Origin of the sequence: Pseudomonas sp. Irchel s3b5 (genome assembly GCF_900187435.1) — a bacterium.
Lineage (GTDB): Bacteria > Pseudomonadota > Gammaproteobacteria > Pseudomonadales > Pseudomonadaceae > Aquipseudomonas.
Map to the genome: position 1 here is coordinate 1 of NZ_FYDY01000043.1, position 21,052 is coordinate 21,052.

The following is a 21,052-nucleotide window of genomic DNA, read 5'->3' on the forward strand; positions in this document are numbered from 1 at the left end:
GTGAGCTCAACCAATGTTGGCCAGAAGCCAAAGATGGCTTCCTCGAATAGGCCTTATACATAGATGCAACCGGGTAGCAGTGTTTAAAAAGCAGGTAGACAGTGGGGGCGAGTCCATACATAGGAGCGAGCTTGCTCGCGATAGCAATGCGTCAGTCAGCATCAATGCCGAATCTGAAATCGCCATCGCGAGCAAGCTCGTTCCTACAGGGGGTCATACCATTTTTTGGCCCGGTGCCTACAACGGCATCGTGTAATGCAATGCGTAACTTTCTACACCATCGTTCGGGGTCGTGAGCCCGGCGTTGGAATAGTGCGTCGCGCGCACCCCGACTTCGTGTCCACCCGCAAAGCGCAAGCCGACACCGAAGCGGTCTTCAAACTGGAAGGCGCTGCCCAGATCGTTGCTTTCGACTTCAGTGCTGGCAAACGCCGCCACACCAATCCCAAACTCAATGTAGGGTTTGACGTTCTGTCCGGAAAATTCATAAACAAGCACAGGCGAGAACGAAAGGCTGTGGTTACTGGATGTCTCTTCACCGTCCCAATAGGTGTAGGCGCCGTCCCAATAACCGGTCAGACGCCCCACGTCGCTCTGCCACCAGCTCTGGTCCCAATCGAATTGCATCCCCAATCGATAGGTCATGGTCGACTCGCCGGTTTGCCCCACCGCAAACTCCACACCTGCCGCTTGAGCGGTAAAACTGTGCCCCATCAGTGCGGCCGCAATCGCGGCCAAGCAGAATAGTCGCCTCACTAGAAACTTCCTTTTCCGAACGATTTCGTATGGTTATTTTGTTGCCTTACCCTGCAAAGCTATAGAAGGCGGCGATTAATCAGAAGTTCATCCGTCTTTTCGCATTCCCCCCCCGGGAAACTTCCTACTTGTCGAAGCTTCGCACAATGCCGGACGTATTCCACAGTATCGGCAAGATATTTCTGAAATGTACCGGGTCGGCACTGGTCCAGAATTGCGCCTCGCGCGCAGGCCCGTCGGCAAGCAGTTCGCCTTCGGCCAGCAGACGCTGAAGCTGGCGCGCCACCGCAGCACCAGTGTCGATCAGGCTGATGTCAGCGGGGATCATCTGCTTGAGCATCGGTTTCAGGAAGGGGTAATGGGTGCAACCAAGGATGAGCGTGTCAGCGCCGGCGGCGAGCAGCGGCTCGACGTATGAGGCCAGCAACTGGCGCAGCGCCGGACTGTGCAGGTCGCCATTTTCAATCAGCTCGACAAGCCCGGGGCACGGTTGGGTAATGACCCGAACATCGGTGGCAAAACGGTCGAGCAACGCGGCGAACTTTGCGCTTTGCAACGTCCCCGTGGTGGCCAGCACACCGACCACGCCACTGCGGGTCGCGGCGGCGGCCGGCTTGACCGCCGGTTCCATACCGACGATGGGCCACTCGGGATAGTCGCGTCGCAAGTCGGCGACGCCGGCAACGGTTGCCGTGTTGCAGGCCAGCACCAAAGCCTTGGCACCCTGCTGCTGAAAAAATTCAGCCATCACGCTGCAACGCTGCCGGATGAATTCGGGGGTTTTTTCGCCGTAGGGAACGTTGCCGCAATCGGCGACGTACATCAGCGTTTCGTTGGGCAGCAAGCGCTGGATCTCGGCCAGCACCGAGAGCCCACCAACGCCGGAGTCGAACACGCCAATCGGCGCTTCACGCATGTTTCGACCCACAGACGCTACACCCCGGATCACGCTTGACCCGCAACTCACGGAAGCGTGTACCCAAAGCATCAATGAGCAACAGACGCCCCACCAACGGCTCGCCAAAACCGGCCAGCAACTTCAGTGCTTCAAGCGCTTGCAAACTGCCCACCAGCCCCACCAGAGGACCGACTACGCCGGCTTCGCTACAGGTCAATTCAGCTTCGCTGCCGTGCCCGTATAAACAGTGGTAGCACGGACTCTCGGGACGGCGCGGGTCGAACACCGAGAGTTGTCCTTCAAGACGAATCGCCGCGCCGCTGACCAGCGGTTTTACCGCGGCCACACAAGCGGCGTTGACCGCTTCGCGGGTGGAGAAATTGTCGGAACAGTCGATCACCAGATCCACCCCGGCCACGGCCGCGGCCAGCGAGTCTTCGTCGAGCGCCGTGCGATGGGCGATCAACCGGACCTCGGGATTGATCGCCGTCAGGCGCTTGATCGCCGAATCGACTTTGCTCAGGCCAACACTGTCGGTGTCGTGAATGATCTGGCGTTGCAGGTTGGTCAGGTCGACCGTGTCGAAGTCCGCCAGGTGCATTTCACCGATGCCCGCGGCGGCCAGGTACAACGCCACCGGCGCACCGAGACCACCGAGGCCAATGATCAACAGACGGCTGTCTTTGAGCCGCAACTGGCCATCGATGTCGATGTGTTGCAGCAGAATCTGCCGGCTATAGCGCAGCAATTCCTGATCATTCAGCACGGCAGGCGCCCCAGACTGATGCGTTGATGACCGCCCAGATCGGTGCGGCTGTGGACTTCTTCAAACCCGCGGGCCAGTAGCAGATCGCGCACCGCTTCGGCTTGATCATAACCGTGTTCGAGCATCAGCCAGCCACCCGCCTCCAGATGATCCGGTGCCTGGGCGACGATCAGACGCAGATCGTCGAGCCCATCGACACCGGCCACCAGGGCGCTTTCCGGTTCGAAGCGTACATCGCCTTCCACCAGATGCGGATCGGTCGCCGCGATGTACGGCGGATTGCTGATGATCAGTTGAAAACGCTGACCCTCCAGCGCACTGAACCAGTGACTGCTGAGCACCGTGGCGTTGTTCAGGTGCAGGCGCTGGCGATTGCGTTCGGCCAGGGCCACGGCTTCCAGCACGCGATCCACTGCCGTGACTTTCCATGCCGGACGCTCACTGGCCAGGGCCAGGGCAATTGCACCACTGCCAGTGCCGAGATCGAGTACTTTGGTGGGCGTGGCAGGTAACAGTTCCAACGCGGCTTCCACCAGCAACTCGGTGTCGGGACGCGGAATCAGCGTGTGCGGCGCCACCTCCAGATCGAGCTTCCAGAAACCCTGCTGGCCGAGAATATAGGCCACCGGCTCACCGCCGCGACGGCGTTGCAGATACTCGGCAAACGTCTGCGCCGCCTCACTCGGCACGATGCGTTCCGGCCAGGTATGCAAGAAGCTCCGGGACTTGCCCAACGCCGCCGCCAGCAACAATTCGGCGTCCAGACGCGCCGTCGGCGAGTCGGGCAAATCGGCAGCGCGCAACAGACTGGCGATGATTGTCATTTACTCACCTATCGCCGCCAGTTGATCGGCCTGGTATTCGGCCAGCAACGGCTCGATCACCGCATCGACGCCACCGGCGAGGATTTCGTCGAGCGAATACAGCGTCAGGTTGACCCGATGGTCGGTCACCCGGCCCTGGGCAAAGTTGTAAGTGCGGATGCGTTCGGAGCGGTCGCCGGAACCCACCAGCAACTTGCGCTCGCTGGCAATTGCATTAGCCGCAGCGCTGGTCTGCTGGTCGTTGAGCTTGGCCGACAGCCAGGACATCGCGCGGGCGCGGTTCTTGTGCTGCGAACGCTCCTCCTGACATTCGACCACGATGCCGGACGGCAAGTGCGTGATACGGATCGCCGAATCGGTCTTGTTGACGTGCTGACCACCAGCACCGGACGAACGATAGGTATCGACCCGCAGGTCCGCCGGGTTGATCTCGATCGTTTCCTGCTCGTCCGGTTCGGGAAGTACCGCCACGGTGCAAGCCGAGGTGTGAATCCGACCTTGGGACTCGGTCGCCGGAACCCGCTGCACGCGGTGCGCGCCGGATTCGAACTTCAGCTTGCCGTAGACGTTGTCGCCTTCGACCCGGGCGATGACTTCTTTATAGCCACCGTGCTCACCCTCGTTTTCCGAGAGGATCTCCACTCGCCAGCCGCGACGCTCGGCGTAACGCGAATACATGCGGAACAGGTCGCCGGAGAAAATCGCCGCCTCGTCACCGCCGGTGCCGGCGCGGATTTCGAGGAACACGTTGCGCCCGTCGTTCGGATCCTTGGGCAACAGCATGCGTTGCAGGCTGGCTTCCAGTTCGACCAGGCGTTCCTTGGCTTCGCGAACTTCTTCCACGGCCATTTCACGCATGTCCGGGTCGCTGTCCTTGAGCAGTGCCTGGGCCCCTTCGAGGTCGCCCTGAACTTTGAGCAGCTGTTTATAGGTTTCGACGATCGGCTCGACTTCCGCATATTCCTTGGAATAGGTGCGGAATTTGTTCTGATCGGAAATGACCTCGCCATCGCCAAGCAGGGCGGTCAATTCCTCGAAACGGTCCTGGAGGATGTCCAGCTTATTGAGCAGTGACGCTTTCATTGCGGTTTCTTATCCGAAAAGCTATCCGATGAGCCCTCACCGAGGGCAAAGAGTTCCTGGGCCATCGCCAGCGCATCCAGGCGACCTTCGGCAGAGAGCTTTTTCAACTGCACGCTCGGAGCGTGCAACAGTTTGTTGGTCAGGCCACGCGCCAGTTGCACCAGCACGTCTTCGGCGCTGCTGCCGTTGGCCAGCAAGCGCTGGGCCTTTTGTAATTCTTCGTCGCGCAGGCGTTCGCTCTGTTGACGATAGGCCTTGAGCACGTCCACCGCCGCCAGTTCACGCAGGCGCACCATGAAATCTTCAGCACCGACCGAGACCATCTCTTCCGCTGCCTGGGCTGCACCCTGGCGGCTCTTGAGGTTCTCGGCGACCACTTCATGGAGATCGTCGACGCTATAGAGGTAAACGTCGTCCAACTCGCCGACTTCCGGCTCGATATCGCGCGGTACGGCAATGTCGACCATGAAGATCGGCTTGTGCTTGCGCAGCTTCAGCGCGCTTTCCACCGCGCCTTTGCCCAGGATCGGCAACTGGCTGGCGGTGGAACTGATGACGATGTCGCTGCGTACCAGCTCCGCCGGAATGTCCGAGAGCAACACCGCATGGGCGCCGAACTGTTCGGCCAGGATGCTGGCGCGCTCCAGGGTGCGGTTGGCGACGACAATGCGCTTCACACCCAGGTCATGCAGATGGCGGGCGACCAGGGTGATGGTCTCGCCCGCACCGATCAACAAGGCCTGGCTGCGTTGCAAATCGCTGAAAATCTGTTTCGCCAGGCTTACCGCCGCAAACGCCACGGACACCGGGTTCTCGCCGATGGCCGTGTCCGTGCGCACTTGCTTGGCCGCATTGAACGTCGCCTGGAACAATCGCCCGAGCAACGGCCCGACCGTACCGGCCTCACGGGCCACGGCATAGGCCGACTTCATCTGACCGAGAATCTGCGGCTCGCCCAACACCAGCGAATCGAGCCCGGAGGCGACCCGCATCATGTGACGAACTGCCGCATCGTCCTCGTGCACATAAGCGCTTTGGCGCAACTCTTCGAAGCTCAAATGATGATAATCGGCCAGCCAGCGCAGAACGACGTCCGCCGACAGGTGATCCTGTTCTATATAGAGTTCACTGCGATTGCAGGTGGAGAGGATCGCAGCTTCGCGGCTGTCGGTGAGTCGGCAGAGCTGCTGCAGGGCCTCCACCAGTTGCTCAGGGGTAAAAGCCACGCGCTCGCGGACGTCTACTGAAGCAGTCTTGTGGTTAATACCGAGTGCAAGGAAGGCCATTCAAAGTCGCTGATGGTGACGTGAAGCCGGCAATTGTCCTACTTCGACGGAAACAGAACAACTACTCGATCTCTATCGTCTTGGTAGACAACGTCGACGTTGCGAGCCGTTCTCGTTTACCCGAACGACAGGGCTTCTGTAGTGCTGCCGTAGGCTGCGATCTTTTGATCCTGATTTCGGCGTACTTGAAGACGCCAAAAGATCGCAGCCTACCGCAGCGCCTACATGGGACCTGTAACATCGGGAAAATGCCGGGGCGGTTATGTTTGGCCGAAAGCTTGTGTCATGATGATCCGACCGCAGGTTAGTCGTCCTCTTCCTATATGAATAGATCCTCCGCGTTGCTCCTCGCTCTTGTCTTCCTCAGCGGCTGCCAGGCCTTGGCTCCCGTTTCGTCCGACGATACGCCGCCGGCTGAAGACAGCGCGCCGGCCCCTGAAAAGCCCAAGGTCTACAGCTCGTTCAGTGAAGACACCGTCTTCAGCCTGCTGAGCGCGGAGCTGGCTGGCCAGCGCAATCGTTTCGACATTGCCCTGGACAACTATGTGACCCAGGCCATCAAAACCCAGGATCCGGGCGTTTCCGAGCGGGCATTTCGCATTGCCGAGTACCTTGGCGCCGATCAGGCAGCCCTCGATAGCGCGCTGATCTGGGCCAAAAACGCCCCGAACGACCTCGAGGCGCAACGCGCTGCGGCCGTACAACTGGCACGCGCCGGGCGTTATGACGACTCCATGGTCTATATGGAGAAAGTCCTGCTGGGCAAGGGCGATACCCATTTCGACTTCCTCGCGCTTGCGGCGGCCGACACCGATCAGGATACCCGCACCGGTCTGAAGAACAGCTTCGACCGACTGCTGCTGCGTCATCCGAACAACAGCCAGCTGATTTTCGGCAAGGCCTTGCTGATGCAGCAAGATGGCGACGCCAAAGGCGCATTGACCCTGCTCGAAGACAACCCGCCGGACGATGGCGAAATCGCCCCGATCCTGCTGCGCGCACGCCTGCTGCAGACCATGGGTCGCGGCGACGAAGCCCTGCCGCTGCTGAAAAAAAGCATCAAGAAGTACCCGGACGACAAACGCTTGCGCCTGACTTACGCACGCATGCTGGTCGAACAGGACCGCATGGACGACGCCAAAGCCGAATTCTCCAGCCTGGTTCAGCAATACCCGGACGACGACGATTTGCGTTATTCGCTGGCGCTGGTTTGCCTCGAAGCCAAGGCATGGGAAGAAGCCAAAGGCTACCTGGAAGACTTGATTGCCCGGGACAGCCACGTCGACTCCGCACACCTGAACCTCGGTCGCATCGCTGAAGAGCGCAACGACCCGCAAGGCGCACTGATCGAGTACGACCAGGTCGGCCCGGGCAACGATTACCTGCCGGCACAATTGCGCCAGGCCGATATCCTGATGAACAACGGCAGGACCGCCGAAGCCCAACGCAAGCTGGCAGCAGAGCGCGACGAACAACCGGATTACGTGATCCAGTTGTACCTGATCGAAGCTGAAACCCTGTCCGCCAACAATCAGGGCGACAAGGCCTGGAACGTGTTGCAACAAGCCCTGGAGAAATACCCGGACGATTTGAATCTGCTCTATACCCGGGCCATGCAGGCGGAAAAACGCAACGACCTGGCGCAGATGGAAAAGGACCTGCGGCAGATCATCAAACGCGACCCGGACAACGCCATGGCGCTGAACGCTCTCGGTTACACCCTGTCTGACAGGACGACGCGTTACGCCGAAGCCAAAGCCCTGATCGAACAGGCCCACAAAATCAATCCCGAAGACCCGGCGGTCCTCGACAGCCTCGGCTGGGTCAATTTCCGCCTGGGCAATTACGACGAAGCCGAGCGCCTGTTACGCCAAGCGCTGGAGCGCTTCCCCGATCAGGAAGTCGCCGCTCACCTGGGTGAAGTCCTGTGGGCCAATGGCAAGCAACGCGAAGCCAAACAGGTCTGGAGCAAATTCCTCAAGGAACAACCCGACAGCCCAACCCTGCGCGGTACCATCAAGCGCCTGACCGGATCAGAGACTCTTTAAAATCATGTTTTTGCGCCACTTCATCGTTATCAGCTTCATCGCCCTGCTCGCCGGTTGCGCGGGCATCGGTCCACGCGAATCGGTCGAGGGTCACGGCAACCCGGCCCTTTGGCGCGAGCACAAACAGCAGCTGACCAGCCTCGACGGCTGGCAGATCGACGGCAAGATCGGCATTCGCGCCCCCAAGGATTCAGGCAGCGGCACGCTGTTCTGGTTGCAGCGCCAGGATTACTACGACATCCGCCTCTCCGGCCCGCTGGGTCGCGGCGCGGCACGCCTGACCGGGCGCCCGGGAAAAGTGTCGCTGGAAGTCGCCAATCAGGGGCGATACGAGGCGCCGAACCCGGAAATCCTGCTTGAAGAACAGATGGGCTGGAAATTGCCGGTGTCCAACCTGGCCTGGTGGGTGCGTGGGCTCCCCGCTCCCGACAGCAAAAGTCGCCTGACACTGGATGCCGACAGTCGCCTGGCCAGCCTCGAACAGGATGGCTGGAAGGTCCAATACACCTCGTACACGCAACAAAACGGTTTCTGGCTGCCCGAGCGCATCAAGCTGAGCGGCACCGACCTTGATGTCACGTTGGTGGTCAAGGTCTGGCAACCGCGCAAACTGGGGCAATGACATGCCGGCCAACCGCCTGACCCTGCCCTCCCCGGCCAAACTCAATTTGATGCTGCACATTCTCGGTCGCCGTGAAGACGGCTACCACGAATTGCAGACGATGTTTCAGTTCCTCGATTACGGTGACGAAATCACCTACGCACGACGCGATGACGGTGTCATTCAACTGCACACCGAATTCGAGGGCGTCCCCCACGACAGCAACCTGATCGTCAAAGCGGCCAGACAACTTCAGGAACAATCCGGTTGCTCGCTGGGCGTCGACATCTGGATCGAGAAAATCCTGCCCATGGGCGGCGGCATCGGTGGCGGCAGTTCGAATGCGGCAACGACGCTGCTCGGACTCAATCATCTCTGGCACCTGGGCTGGGACGAGGACCGGCTGGCCGCACTGGGTTTGACACTGGGCGCCGACGTTCCGGTTTTCGTGCGTGGCCATGCGGCTTTCGCCGAAGGTGTTGGCGAGAAACTGACCCCTGTCGACCCGGAAGAACCGTGGTATCTCGTGCTCGTACCGCAAGTCTCTGTTAGTACGGCAGAAATTTTTTCAGATCCGTTGTTGACACGTAACACTCCTCCCATTAAAGTGCGCCCCGTTCCCAAGGGAAACAGTCGAAATGACTGCTTGCCGGTGGTAACAAGGCGTTACCCAGAAGTACGTAACGCTTTGAATTTGTTAGGTAAATTTACCGAAGCAAAACTCACCGGAACTGGAAGTTGTGTGTTTGGGGGCTTCCCAAGCAAAGCTGAAGCTGATAAAGTCTCGGCCCTTCTTACAGAGACCCTTACAGGGTTTGTAGCAAAAGGAAGCAACGTTTCGATGTTGCATCGCAAGCTGCAAAGTCTGCTCTAAAGGAATCGATTACTGGGTAATCGTTGCAACAGATACAGGGGCGTCGCCAAGCGGTAAGGCAGCAGGTTTTGATCCTGCCATGCGTTGGTTCGAATCCAGCCGCCCCTGCCATTTTCTATACTCATCCAGGTTACCCTCAGCCTCTAGGTACTGCGCGTGTCCAAGATGATGGTCTTTACGGGGAACGCTAACCCCGATCTGGCTCGACGTGTCGTACGTCAGCTGCATATCCCTCTCGGTGACATCTCTGTCGGCAAGTTTTCCGACGGCGAAATCACAGCCGAGATCAATGAAAACGTCCGCGGTAAAGACGTCTTCATTATTCAGCCGACTTGCGCTCCGACCAACGATAACCTGATGGAACTGGTAGTGATGGCTGATGCCTTCCGCCGCTCCTCGGCTACTCGTATCACTGCTGTTATTCCTTACTTTGGTTATGCCCGTCAGGATCGCCGTCCGCGTTCCGCACGTGTGGCTATCAGCGCGAAAGTCGTTGCTGACATGCTTACCGTAGTCGGCATCGACCGTGTTCTCACGGTTGATCTGCATGCTGACCAAATCCAGGGTTTCTTCGATATTCCGGTAGATAACATCTACGGCTCCCCGGTTCTGGTGGATGACATTGAAGATCAGCGCTTCGAAAACCTGATGATCGTATCCCCGGACATTGGTGGCGTCGTGCGTGCACGTGCCGTTGCCAAATCCCTGGGCGTAGATCTCGGGATCATCGACAAACGCCGTGAGAAAGCCAATCACTCTGAAGTGATGCATATCATCGGTGATGTCGAAGGGCGTACCTGTATTCTGGTCGATGACATGGTCGATACCGCCGGCACTTTGTGCCACGCGGCCAAGGCCTTGAAAGAGCATGGCGCTGCCAAGGTTTTCGCTTACTGCACGCACCCTGTGCTGTCCGGTCGGGCGATCGAAAACATTGAAAATTCCGTGCTGGACGAGCTGGTGGTGACCAACACCATCCCGCTGTCCGCTGCAGCACAAGCCTGTGCGCGTATCCGCCAACTGGATATCGCACCGGTAGTTGCCGAGGCGGTCCGCCGCATCAGCAATGAAGAATCGATCAGTGCGATGTTCCGCTAAGGGCCCTGCCCTTCTCGAAATGTCTCGTTGACGAAAAGCGCCCCGCCCCGGCATTCCTGTCGGGGCGGGGCTTTTTTGCCCATATCGCCTTTAGCGCTGGTCGCAAACGCTGGGGCGAGTGTGGTTATTTTGGAGATACAACATGAACGATTTTACCCTGAATGCTGAAGTGCGTTCCGACCTGGGGAAAGGTGCGAGCCGCCGCCTGCGTCGTCTCGCCGCCCTGGTTCCAGCTGTAGTTTACGGTGGCGAAAAAGCCCCTGAATCCATCAGCATGCTGGCCAAAGAAGTTGCCAAACTGCTCGAAAACGAAGCGGCTTACAGCCACATCATCGAGCTGAACGTTGGTGGCACCAAGCAGAACGTCGTGATCAAAGCCCTGCAGCGTCACCCGGCCAAAGGCCACGTGATGCACGCTGACTTCGTACGCGTAGTCGCTGGCCAGAAACTGACCGCTATCGTTCCAGTGCACTTCATCAACGAAGAAGCACCGACCAAGAAAGGCGGCGAAATCTCGCACGTTGTTGCAGAGATCGAAGTTTCCTGCCTGCCGAAAGATCTGCCTGAGTTCATCGAAGTCGACCTGGCTAACGCTGAAATCGGTTCGATCATTCACCTGTCGGACCTCAAAGCCCCTAAAGGCGTTGAGTTTGTTGCTCTGGCACACGGCGATGACAAGGCTGTTGCCAACGTCCACGCTCCACGTGTTGCTCCAGAAGCTGCAGAAGGCGCTGCAGAGTAATTTTACTCTGTACGCCGGAGTGATCGGAAACATCGCGGACTAGAGCGTAGCGAGAAAGCGGGCGAGAACGCGGAGTTTACATCATGGTAAATGAGCAATTTTCGTCCACTTTCGCCGCTCTCCCTGATTGCGGCGATGTTATCCACCACTCCAAGGAAGGGCCCCTATCGTGACTGCCATCAAACTGATCGTTGGCCTGGGTAATCCAGGTGCTGAATACGAACAGACCCGGCATAACGCAGGGGCCCTTTTTGTTGAGCGCATCGCGAACGCACAAGGCGTAAACCTTGTGGCGGACCGCAAATATTTTGGCCTGACCGGGCGCTACTCGCACCAGGGTCAGGATGTTCGTCTGCTGATTCCCACCACGTACATGAACCGCAGCGGCCAGGCCGTCGCGGCACTCGCCGGTTTCTTCCGCATCAAGCCTGAAGAAATCCTCGTGGCACATGACGAACTCGACCTGCCACCCGGCGTTGCCAAGCTCAAGCAGGGCGGCGGCCATGGCGGTCATAACGGGTTGCGCGACATCATTGCGCAACTGGGCAATCAGAATACGTTCTACCGTCTGCGGCTTGGCATCGGCCACCCGGGCGTCGCCAGTATGGTTTCAAATTTCGTCCTGGGTCGTGCGCCACGCGCCGAACAGGAAAAACTCGATGCCAGCATCGACTTTGCCCTCGGCGTGCTGCCGGATATCCTCGCCGGGGAATGGAACCGCGCGATGAAAAACCTGCACAGCCAGAAGGCCTGACTCTTATCCGAGGGGAAACACCATGGGATTCAATTGCGGCATCGTCGGCCTGCCTAACGTCGGCAAGTCCACCCTGTTCAACGCCCTGACCAAATCCGGTATCGCGGCCGAGAACTTCCCCTTCTGCACCATCGAGCCGAACAGCGGCATCGTGCCAATGCCGGATCCGCGCCTGGAAGCCTTGGCAGCCATCGTCAATCCGAAGCGCATCCTGCCGACCACCATGGAATTCGTCGATATCGCGGGCCTGGTTGCCGGCGCGTCGAAAGGTGAAGGCCTGGGCAACAAGTTTTTGGCCAACATCCGTGAAACCGATGCCATCGCCCATGTGGTCCGCTGCTTCGAAGACGAGAACGTGATTCACGTCTCCAACAGCGTCGATCCGAAACGCGACATCGAAATCATCGACCTGGAACTGATCTTCGCCGACCTCGACAGCTGCGAGAAGCAACTACAGAAAGTCGCGCGCAATGCCAAGGGCGGTGACAAGGACGCAGTGGTCCAGAAAGGCCTGCTGGAGCAATTGATCGCTCACTTTACGGAAGGCAAGCCTGCGCGCAGCCTGATGAAGAACCTGAGCACCGACGAGAAAGCGGTGATCAAGGGTTTCCACCTGCTGACCACCAAACCGGTCATGTACATCGCCAACGTCGCTGAAGACGGTTTCGAGAACAACCCGCACCTGGACGTTGTTCGCGCCATCGCCGAAGAAGAAGGCGCCGTGGTTGTACCCGTGTGCAACAAGATCGAAGCGGAAATCGCCGAGCTCGATGACGGCGAAGAGAAAGACATGTTCCTCGAAGCCCTGGGCCTCGAAGAGCCTGGCCTGAACCGCGTGATCCGCGCCGGTTACGAAATGCTGCACCTGCAAACCTACTTCACCGCCGGTGTCGAAGAAGTCCGCGCCTGGACCGTCCGCGTCGGTGCCACCGCACCACAAGCCGCTGGCGTGATCCACACCGACTTCGAAAAAGGCTTCATCCGCGCCGAAGTGATCGCCTACAACGACTTCATCCAGTACAAGGGCGAAGCCGGTACCAAAGAAGCCGGTAAATGGCGTCTGGAAGGCAAGGACTACATCGTTAAAGACGGCGACGTGATGCACTTCCGTTTCAACGTGTAAGCCACACGCCCAAGAAAAAGCCGCGTTTGATACGCGGCTTTTTCTTGCATGGAATTCCTGTAGGAGCCGGCTTGCTGGCGAAGAACGATAACGCGGTGTCAGGTAGACCGCAGCGCAGCTATCGCCAGCAAGCCGGCTCCTACAGGGTGATTCAGGCTTTTTTTGTTCTAGGCAGGAAAATCGCCAGCACGCCCAGCAACGGCAAAAACGAACACAGGAAATACACGTACTCGATGCCGTGAATATCCGCCAGATGCCCCAGCAACGCCGCGCCAATCCCGCCAAAACCAAACATCAAACCGAAGAATATCCCGGCAATCATCCCGACATTGCCCGGCACCAGTTCCTGGGCGTACACAACAATCGCCGAGAACGCCGAGGCGAGGATAAAGCCGATGACCACGCTCAGAACACTGGTCCAGAACAGGTCGACATGGGGCAGCAACAACGTGAATGGCGCGACGCCGAGGATCGAGAACCAGATCACCGCCTTACGCCCGATCTTGTCGCCGATAGGCCCACCGAAGAAGGTTCCCGCCGCCACCGCGCCGAGAAACAGGAACAGGTGCAATTGCGAACTGGCCACCGACAGGTCGAATTTCTCGATCAGGTAGAAGGTGAAGTAACTGGTGAGGCTGGACATGTAGAAGTACTTGGAGAACACCAGCAACCCGAGCACCACCAGCGCACTGGTCACGCGCCCCTTGGACAAGCCGTGAGTCGCCGCCTGGCCCTGCTTTAGCTTGAACAGGTTCAAGTGATCGGCGTACCAGCGACTGATGCGGTACAGCACGAACAGCGCAAACACCGCGAACAACCCGAACCACGCCACATGACCCTGGCCGTAAGGAATGATGATCGCCGCCGCCAGCAATGGACCGAGTGCCGACCCCGCGTTACCGCCCACCTGAAAAGTAGATTGCGCCAACCCGAAGCGCCCGCCCGAGGCCAGTCGCGCCACACGGGACGCTTCCGGGTGAAAGGTCGACGAGCCGATGCCGATCAACCCTGCCGCGAGCAGGATCATCGGGAAGCTGCCGACCACCGACATCATCACAATCCCGACCAAGGTGCAGACGGTCCCGGCCGGCAGTAGCCACGGCTTGGGATGGCGGTCGGTGTGGTAGCCCACCCAAGGCTGCAGCAGCGAGGCGGTCAGTTGAAACGTCAGGGTGATCAGCCCGACCTGGGTGAACGTCAGGCCGTAGTTGGCTTTGAGCATTGGATAGATCGACGGCAGCACTGACTGAATCAAGTCGTTGATCAAATGCGCCAGCGCCACCGCGCCGATGATGCGCATGACCAAAGGGCTGCTTTGAGGAGAAGCGGACGCCGGCACTGAACCGGTCTGGGCATTGCTGATAGCCATGAAAGTTTCCAAACAACAGAGGGGTGCAAACGGGCAGGTCGCCAATGTGCCATTTTTCAGTGCAGCAACGCCATCCCCTTAGCCTGCTAACGACCTTGTATTTCACTTCGCAATAGCTAGTAGCGCAGTGCCATGGTCTGAATCTTGCCTTGCTTGTCTGCTTCAACGCGGCCTCCTTACAAAGGGGGCCGAGAATGGGAAGTTTCGCCACAGAGTCGGCCTACAGAGCTGGCGAGGGTGAACTTTCGAGGCCTTTTAAAGGGCACTAGCCGGGGATCGCAATGACCACGGCGCACGCCAATGGTGCGTGGTGTCCAGAGGAGTCATGGGGCATGCAGGCTTTTTTATCACCGGGGATCGGGCTGCTGGGGCGTTTTGGCTTCGCACGCAAATTTCAGCTGTTGTTTCTACTGTTTATCCTGCCACTGGCCGGCAGCCTGTGGATGATCGGCCTGGACTACCGCGACAAACTGAACCTGATCAGCGGCGAACGCGCCGGGGTACGCCAGCTGCTCGCGCTCGATGCGCTGGACAATCTGCTCTCCGCCCAACGCGATCGTGCCGCCCGTTGGCGCGCGACTGAAACCAATCGCCAACCAACGCCCGCGACACTCGCTGCGATGGCCGCGTTTGATGCCGTTCAGCCCGCTGTCACTCAAGCCACCTCGGAGCTGGGCAACACCTTGCAAACAGAAGGTGCCGAAAACGAAATCCTGACCCGCTACCAAACCCTGCAAACCGCCCTCGCCGGCCTCGACTCGAAAAGCCTCGGCAGCGTGGGTTGGTGGCCGGACGGTTATGATCGCTTCACCCGCGCCTTGAGCGCCCTGCAAGCATTGCGCGAACAGATCGTGATGGACAACCGCCTGACGCTCGCGCCGTGGCTGGAAACGTATTTGCTGACGCAGATTTCCACCCAGCACGCACCGGACCTGATCGAGCGTGTCGGTCGCTTGGCAGCGGTGGGCCAGGCGTCAGTGGTGTCCGGGCAGTTCACCCTGCAAAGTCGTTTGCAATTGCGCGACTTGCGCAGCCGCATTGGCGACGCACGGGAACAGCTGGTCAAAACGGCGGGGTTGCTCGAAGCGCGGTTGCCTGACGAGCTGCAAACCTGGAGCGGGCAGTATCAGGACAGTCTCAAACACCTTGATGCAGGCCTGAAGGTTCTTGATGACGGCGTCTTCGGCGGCAGCATCACCCTCAAGCCCGACGACTTCGAGCGCAGTCTCGATGCGTTGCTCGCTGACCTCGCCTCGCTACGCCAGCAGTCGCTGGTGTCGCTGGATCAACGCCTGGATTTTTACCATGACTCGGCGATCCGTCAGTTCATCGTTGTGGCGACCACGTTAGGCTGCCTGCTGCTGGCAGCGCTGTATCTGTTCATCTGCTTGCAGGCGTCGATCCGGCGCAGCGCCAGCGGCATCACCGTGCTCGCTGAAGCCTTGCGCGACGGCAATCTGAGCGTGCAGGTGCCCGTTCAGGGCCGGGACGAACTGGCGGCCATCAGCACCGCCCTGAACGTCGCCGTGGTGCAACTTCGTACCAGTCTGCAAGGGGTGGATCACGAAACCCTGCAATTGAGCAACGCGGTGCAAACCCTCAATCATCATTCCAGCGATGCTTTGGGTGAAGTCGAAGCCCAGCAATTGCAGATCAGCCAGATTGCCGCTGCAGCAACGCAATTGGCCGCGACCTCTCAAGGCGTGGCGCACAGTTGTGAACAGGCCTCCGGCAGCGCTCAGAATACCCGCCGCATTGCCGCTGACAGCAGCCGAGACAGTCAACGCACTACCGCGAGCATCCAGCAGCTCAATCAACGCCTGAACGAAACGGCCGCGGCGCTCGGCCGGGTCAGTGAGCAAGGGCAACAGATTCAACTGGTGGTCGACACCATTCGCGGCGTCGCCGAGCAGACCAATCTGCTGGCGTTGAACGCCGCTATTGAAGCGGCACGCGCTGGTGAACAGGGTCGCGGTTTTGCGGTGGTGGCCGATGAAGTGCGCAGCCTGTCGCAACGTACGCAATCGTCGACCGCGCAGATTGCCGGCACCGTCGATAGCCTGCGCAACACGGTGAACGAAGCCGTCAGCCTGATGGAAGCCGCTTGTGGCCAGGCACAATCCGATGCACAAGCGGTGACCGGTCTTGGCGAACGTTTGGGGGAAATCGCCAGCGCCGTGCAGAGCGTCACCGACACCCTGGCGCAGATCGCCACGGCGGTAGAGGAACAAGCCAGCACGGCCGATGAGGTCAGCAGCAACATCCAGCAAGTCGATCAAGCGGCGCTACGTCTGCTCGAAGGTGCGCGTGCGGTGAACCAGGCAGCGGATACGTTGAGCCATGGCAGCAAGGCCTTGAGTGCCAATACGGGGAGATTTCAGCTCAATTGATGCCCTGCTCCGAGCTGTTTTTTCGGATCAGGAGGATAAGCGGTTGAAAGCGTAGAGAAATATTTTAGATTTGTGCTTGACGCATCCCCGTTCCCGGTGAATAATGCGCGCCACTTGGCTACATAGCTCAGTTGGTTAGAGCATAGCATTCATAATGCTGGGGTCCGGGGTTCAAGTCCCTGTGTAGCCACCAAGTACTAAAAACGGCTTACCGAAAGGTAAGCCGTTTTTTTATGCCTCGAGAAAAGTACGCTGCGGCGACAGAAAATCCTGTGCCGCCGTATTGAAGTTATCGCATCGGATTTCGAATGGCTGCCAAGGCAGACAGGGGCAAGTCCCCTCCCCCCGTGGCAGCAGAAACATCATTGCCCGCGAAGGCGTTCGATAAAGCCTGCAATTCGACCGCAAGCATCGCCGCCGGCGTGATGAACTGCGGTGCCAGGCAAGCCGGCACCGCAGTGATCGAGCCTTGAATCGAATCAGCGACGGACAGTCGGCAATGCCGACAACGCCCGCTCCCAGATCTGCCAGGTCCGCAGCCAGACCATTGCCTGCCAATCGCTGTCGGCGGGATAGAACTGCTCCAACAGGTTCAGCTTGATTGCACGCCCCACGGCGTCACTCGGGTTGCCATGCAGATGCAGCCAGTGATCATCACGCAGATGCCGATGAACGTCCGGTCCCGGGTAGGTCCCGCACTCGATGACAAACGGCATCAGCCGCACTTGCGGCAGCGCATCGAGCAGCGCCTGTGAGGTGTAACCGGTGGCTGTTGCAGCCACCCCGGTTTCGCTCGTGGTGTCGGCTCCGGTTTGCAAGCTGTAGAGCCACGGCCCGTAAATCGCCTGCGCATCCTTCAGCCCCGGATACGTGGACTCAGTGATGGTCAGCAACATCGGATGACCGTACTCACCCGCGCCCGTGTGCAAGTCGAAACACATCGCGGCCTCAGCGTGGGCCATGTGCTTTTGCATGATCTGGTGCAGCGTGCGGTTCGACCAGCTCGGCGCCAGCCCGCCGTAGAACAGGCCATCGGAATGAGCATGCTGCCCGCCCTCGACAATCGACATCACCGCCGCCCAGCCATGTTGCTGGATTTGCTCGTCAAGCAAGGCATCGACACGCTCACGCTCGGGGCCGTGCAATTGCGCGCAGGCGTAGATTTCATGCAGCGTGTTGTAGGCCTGGTTGTCCGGCAGCGGGCACTGAAAGTTCAGGTGATTGCGATTGAGGTCGATGTTGTCTTCGTTGACCCGACGCAGCCACGCCATGCCCCAAGGGTTGATCGCATGGATCATCACCACGGCGACATCCGTCGGTAAGGAACGCTTGCCCAGCTCCTGCAACCATTTGGTCTGACAGCCCGAACCGTAGAAACCTTCGACCCCGTGGGTACCGCTCAACGCGATGAGCAGCCGCTTGGCCGCTGGATCTCCCAGCACCGCGACATCGGTGCTCAAGGATTCGCCGAACGGCCCCTGGAGCGGATGGGGATACTCGGTCAGCGTCGCGCCAGCATCGGTCGCAGCCGCGAGAAACTGTTCGCGCTGGGTGCGATAGCTGGGCTGGGTTGGGAACTCGGTCTGCATGTCTGCCTCTTGTTGATCTTCTGGCTGCCTGGTGCAAACGACCCTACAGAAAATCCCACCGCTCATGAAGGACAAAAGTACTTCAGCACAGGAACCGGTTTGCGTCACTCCCGGCCGGCCTTTAAAGTCCATTGATCTTGTATCCAACGGACGGAGTATTTTCGCGTGTTCTCAGCCTTTCATTTGAACCGCTTTCACCTGTCAGCCCTCGCGCTGGTCGCCAGTGCTTTAACCCTGGCTGCGTGTCACAACGCTTCGGCACCGACGCTGCCCGTCGCCCCCGAAAGCGCCTCGGGCTATCGCACCGACCTGCGCACCCGGCATGCCGAAAAATACATGGCGGCCGCCGCCAACCCGCTGGCCGCTGAAGCCGGGCGCGAGATGTTGCGTCGGGGCGGCTCGGCCATCGACGCGGCGATTGCGATGCAAGCCGTGTTGACGCTGGTCGAACCGCAATCGTCGGGCATTGGTGGTGGCGCATTGATCGTGCTCTGGGATGGCAAATCCGTGCGCACCTACGACGGCCGCGAAACCGCGCCGGCCGGTGCCACCGAGAAGCTGTTCCTGCAAGCGGACGGGAAACCGATGGGATTTACCCAAGCGCAGATTGGCGGTCGTTCCGTGGGGACGCCGGGTGTCTTGCGAGCCCTGGAGCTGGCCCATCAAAAACACGGTCGCCTGCCTTGGACTCAGTTGTTTGAATCGGCGATAAAACTCGCCGAACACGGCTTCGCCATTTCGCCACGCCTGCATCAGTTGATTGCTGCGGACTCGTCCATGCAGCGCTCACCGGAGATGATGGCCTACTTTCTCAACGCCGATGGCAGCCCGAAAGCCGCTGGCACCCTGCTGAAGAATCCGGCCCTGGCCGCGGTGTTCAAACGCATTGCCCATGAAGGTCCCGATGCCCTGTACAAAGGCCCTGTCGCCCAAGAGATCGTGGCCAAGGTTCAAGGCCACAGCAACCCGGGAAGTCTGACCCTGAGCGATCTCAGTGGCTATCAGGCCAAGGAACGCGCGCCGCTGTGTACCGACTACAAACGCTGGCAGGTTTGCGGCATGCCGCCGCCGTCGTCGGGCGGCATTGCCGTGGCGCAAATTTTAGGCACGCTGCAAGCCCTGGAAACTCGCGATCAACGTTTGGCCCTGGCGCCGATGAAACCGGTTAAAACCGATTTCCCGGCCGGTATCGAGCCAACCCCGCAAGCCGTGCACCTGATCGCCGAAGCCGAGCGTCTGGCCTACGCCGACCGCGCACAATACCTGGCCGATAGCGACTTCGTGCCCGTCCCGGTCAAAGGCCTGGTCGATCCGGCTTACCTTGCCAGCCGCGCCGCCCTGATCGGCGATCGCAGCATGGGCACCGCCAAACCCGGCACGCCACCGGGCATTCAGGTTGCCTACGCGCCAGACCGTTCGCCGTTGCGCATCTCCACCTCGCAAGTGGTGGCGGTCGATGACGCCGGCGGCGCTGTGTCCATGACCACCACCATCGAGTCCGCGTTCGGCTCACACGTGATGGTTCAGGGTTTTCTGCTCAACAACGAAATGACCGACTTCTCGTTCATCCCTGAAGAGAACGGGCAGAAAGTCGCCAATCGCGTCGAACCCGGCAAACGCCCACGCTCCTCCATGGCTCCGACCCTGATCTTCGACCGCCAGAGCGGCGAATTCCTTGCCACCGTCGGTTCTCCCGGTGGTTCGCAAATCATCGAATACGTCGCCAAATCCACCATCGGCCTGCTCGACTGGAACCTCGATGCACAAGCCGCCATCAACCTGCCCAACTTCGGCAGCCGCAACGGCCCCACCGAACTCGAACGCGGCCAATTCAGCCCGGCGCTGATTCAAGCGTTGAAGGACAAAGGGCACACGGTGAATGAAATCGACATGACCAGCGGCACCCAGGCGATTGTTCGCGTGAAGGATGCGCAAGGGAAGGCATCACTGGAAGGTGGCGCGGATCCACGGCGTGAAGGGCAGGCGCTGGGGGATTGAACCGTACGCAGGGATGAGAAAGGGCTTACCGGTTGGTAGGCCCTTTTTTTGGAGAGCAGATCCACTTGAGCACTCTCGCGCATGATCACGCTTATCGAGACCTACGAGGTAAAACAGTTTCCAGTCGACTTGCCGAATCCAATTGATGCAATCAAATTCCGCATGGAGCAATCCGGCCTGTCTGCTGCTGACCTTGCGCCAGCTATCGGCCGTACAAACCGTGTCTACAAAGTACTGAATGGCAAACGCGCATTAACGTTGCCGATGATCTGGAAGCTTCACGAACTGTTCGGAATACCAGCTCAAAGCCTGATCAAACCCGTCAAATGGTCGCCAACTGATTGGCAAACTGTCCCACCGCGTTGACCACTTTCTGTGCGCCGTCCTGGATCTCGACAATCACCGTCCCCGCTTCCGCCGCCAGCGCCAGCCCCTGCTCGGCCTGAAGCTTGCCGTCAGTCATCAGGGCCACGGCATTGCGCGCCATGTCCTGGTTCTGACGCACCACGAGGACGATTTCGTCGGTGGCCTGGCTGGTGCGTGACGCCAATTGCCGGACCTCATCTGCCACCACGGCAAAACCCCGACCTTGTTCACCCGCGCGGGCCGCTTCGATGGCCGCATTGAGCGCCAGCAAGTTGGTCTGTTCAGCGATGCCGCTGATGGTCTTGACGATGGTGCCGATCACCAGCGATTGCTCGTTCAACGCCTCGATACCATCGCCAGCGGTTTGCATGTGCCTGGCCAGGTCACGCATCACATCGACTGCCTGGGTGACCACGGCATTGCCGCGCTGGGCACTCTGGTCGGTTTGCTGGGACGTGCTGTAGGCAATGTTGGCGGCTTCGGCGAT

Annotated in this window: 18 protein-coding genes, 2 tRNA genes and 1 pseudogene; 12 read left to right on the top strand and 9 right to left on the bottom strand. The window is 59.5% G+C overall.

Annotation, left to right across the window (positions count from 1 at the left end):
* Positions 1–237: 237 nt before the first annotated feature.
* From CKW15_RS26330 to hemA, 6 genes are all read right to left on the bottom strand, one after another.
* Positions 238–756, bottom strand: a complete 519-nt coding sequence (locus CKW15_RS26330) for an acyloxyacyl hydrolase (protein ID WP_095152952.1) — start codon at positions 754–756, stop codon at positions 238–240.
* Positions 757–880: 124 nt separating this feature from the next.
* Positions 881–1,672 (bottom strand): glutamate racemase, encoded by a 792-nt coding sequence (gene murI / locus CKW15_RS26335; protein ID WP_095152953.1) that lies wholly within the window; start codon positions 1,670–1,672, stop codon positions 881–883.
* A complete protein-coding gene (locus CKW15_RS26340) occupies positions 1,665–2,420 on the bottom strand; it encodes a molybdopterin-synthase adenylyltransferase MoeB (protein WP_095060007.1) in 756 nt (251 codons plus the stop codon). The genes murI and CKW15_RS26340 overlap by 8 nt, the downstream gene beginning before the upstream one ends.
* Entirely contained in the window at positions 2,414–3,244 is an 831-nt protein-coding gene (gene prmC / locus CKW15_RS26345) for a peptide chain release factor N(5)-glutamine methyltransferase (protein WP_095060009.1), read from the bottom strand. The genes CKW15_RS26340 and prmC overlap by 7 nt, the downstream gene beginning before the upstream one ends.
* Positions 3,245–4,327, bottom strand: a complete 1,083-nt coding sequence (gene prfA / locus CKW15_RS26350; protein ID WP_095060011.1) for a peptide chain release factor 1 — start codon at positions 4,325–4,327, stop codon at positions 3,245–3,247. It lies immediately after the preceding gene.
* The gene (hemA, locus tag CKW15_RS26355) at positions 4,324–5,613 is read right to left on the bottom strand and encodes a glutamyl-tRNA reductase (protein WP_095060013.1); all 1,290 of its coding nucleotides are present in this window, start codon (positions 5,611–5,613) and stop codon (positions 4,324–4,326) included. Before hemA ends, prfA begins: the two co-directional genes overlap by 4 nt.
* A gap of 323 nt (positions 5,614–5,936) precedes the next feature.
* Here hemA and CKW15_RS26360 point away from each other — a divergent pair, with 323 nt between their 5' ends.
* From CKW15_RS26360 to ychF, 8 genes are all read left to right on the top strand, one after another.
* Positions 5,937–7,661 carry a tetratricopeptide repeat protein gene (locus CKW15_RS26360; RefSeq protein ID WP_095152954.1) on the top strand — a complete coding sequence of 575 codons (1,725 nt, stop codon included), beginning with the start codon at positions 5,937–5,939 and terminating at the stop codon, positions 7,659–7,661.
* A 4-nt stretch (positions 7,662–7,665) separates the two neighbouring features.
* The gene (lolB, locus tag CKW15_RS26365; protein WP_095152955.1) at positions 7,666–8,283 is read left to right on the top strand and encodes a lipoprotein insertase outer membrane protein LolB; all 618 of its coding nucleotides are present in this window, start codon (positions 7,666–7,668) and stop codon (positions 8,281–8,283) included.
* Position 8,284: 1 nt separating this feature from the next.
* The gene (gene ispE / locus CKW15_RS26370) at positions 8,285–9,136 is read left to right on the top strand and encodes a 4-(cytidine 5'-diphospho)-2-C-methyl-D-erythritol kinase (protein ID WP_095060019.1); all 852 of its coding nucleotides are present in this window, start codon (positions 8,285–8,287) and stop codon (positions 9,134–9,136) included.
* 36 nt (positions 9,137–9,172) lie between these two features.
* Positions 9,173–9,247 (top strand) — tRNA-Gln (locus CKW15_RS26375).
* 45 nt (positions 9,248–9,292) lie between these two features.
* The gene (locus tag CKW15_RS26380; RefSeq protein ID WP_003171603.1) at positions 9,293–10,234 is read left to right on the top strand and encodes a ribose-phosphate pyrophosphokinase; all 942 of its coding nucleotides are present in this window, start codon (positions 9,293–9,295) and stop codon (positions 10,232–10,234) included.
* Between the two features lie 142 nt (positions 10,235–10,376).
* Positions 10,377–10,976: a 50S ribosomal protein L25/general stress protein Ctc gene (locus CKW15_RS26385; protein ID WP_056726277.1), complete on the top strand. Its 600-nt coding sequence runs from the start codon at positions 10,377–10,379 to the stop codon at positions 10,974–10,976.
* A gap of 169 nt (positions 10,977–11,145) precedes the next feature.
* Positions 11,146–11,730, top strand: coding sequence for an aminoacyl-tRNA hydrolase (pth, locus tag CKW15_RS26390; protein ID WP_008037207.1), 585 nt, complete (start codon positions 11,146–11,148; stop codon positions 11,728–11,730).
* A 22-nt stretch (positions 11,731–11,752) separates the two neighbouring features.
* A complete protein-coding gene (ychF, locus tag CKW15_RS26395) occupies positions 11,753–12,853 on the top strand; it encodes a redox-regulated ATPase YchF (RefSeq protein ID WP_095060021.1) in 1,101 nt (366 codons plus the stop codon).
* Between the two features lie 151 nt (positions 12,854–13,004).
* Here ychF and CKW15_RS26400 read toward each other — a convergent pair whose 3' ends face one another.
* On the bottom strand, positions 13,005–14,222 hold the full coding sequence (locus CKW15_RS26400; protein WP_095060023.1) for an MFS transporter: 1,218 nt from the start codon (positions 14,220–14,222) through the stop codon (positions 13,005–13,007).
* A 332-nt stretch (positions 14,223–14,554) separates the two neighbouring features.
* Between CKW15_RS26400 and CKW15_RS26405 the strand changes: the two genes are divergently transcribed.
* Together CKW15_RS26405 and CKW15_RS26410 are read left to right on the top strand one after the other, a co-directional pair.
* Positions 14,555–16,612 carry a methyl-accepting chemotaxis protein gene (locus tag CKW15_RS26405; protein ID WP_095152956.1) on the top strand — a complete coding sequence of 686 codons (2,058 nt, stop codon included), beginning with the start codon at positions 14,555–14,557 and terminating at the stop codon, positions 16,610–16,612.
* 116 nt (positions 16,613–16,728) lie between these two features.
* Positions 16,729–16,805: transfer RNA gene (locus CKW15_RS26410), tRNA-Met, on the top strand.
* Between the two features lie 286 nt (positions 16,806–17,091).
* Here the strand turns inward: CKW15_RS26410 and CKW15_RS26415 are convergent.
* Positions 17,092–18,201 carry a M14 family metallopeptidase gene (locus CKW15_RS26415; protein ID WP_095152957.1) on the bottom strand — a complete coding sequence of 370 codons (1,110 nt, stop codon included), beginning with the start codon at positions 18,199–18,201 and terminating at the stop codon, positions 17,092–17,094.
* Between the two features lie 165 nt (positions 18,202–18,366).
* Here CKW15_RS26415 and ggt point away from each other — a divergent pair, with 165 nt between their 5' ends.
* Together ggt and CKW15_RS26425 are read left to right on the top strand one after the other, a co-directional pair.
* The gene (ggt, locus tag CKW15_RS26420; RefSeq protein WP_095152958.1) at positions 18,367–20,199 is read left to right on the top strand and encodes a gamma-glutamyltransferase; all 1,833 of its coding nucleotides are present in this window, start codon (positions 18,367–18,369) and stop codon (positions 20,197–20,199) included.
* An 81-nt stretch (positions 20,200–20,280) separates the two neighbouring features.
* A pseudogene (locus tag CKW15_RS26425) lies at positions 20,281–20,565 on the top strand (type II toxin-antitoxin system HigA family antitoxin); the annotation flags it as partial.
* On the opposite strand, the gene CKW15_RS29210 reads toward CKW15_RS26425, so the two are convergent.
* Entirely contained in the window at positions 20,522–20,980 is a 459-nt protein-coding gene (locus tag CKW15_RS29210; protein ID WP_256583278.1) for a methyl-accepting chemotaxis protein, read from the bottom strand. The pseudogene CKW15_RS26425 and the gene CKW15_RS29210 sit on opposite strands and share 44 nt — an antisense overlap.
* Between the last annotated feature and the right edge of the window lie 72 nt (positions 20,981–21,052).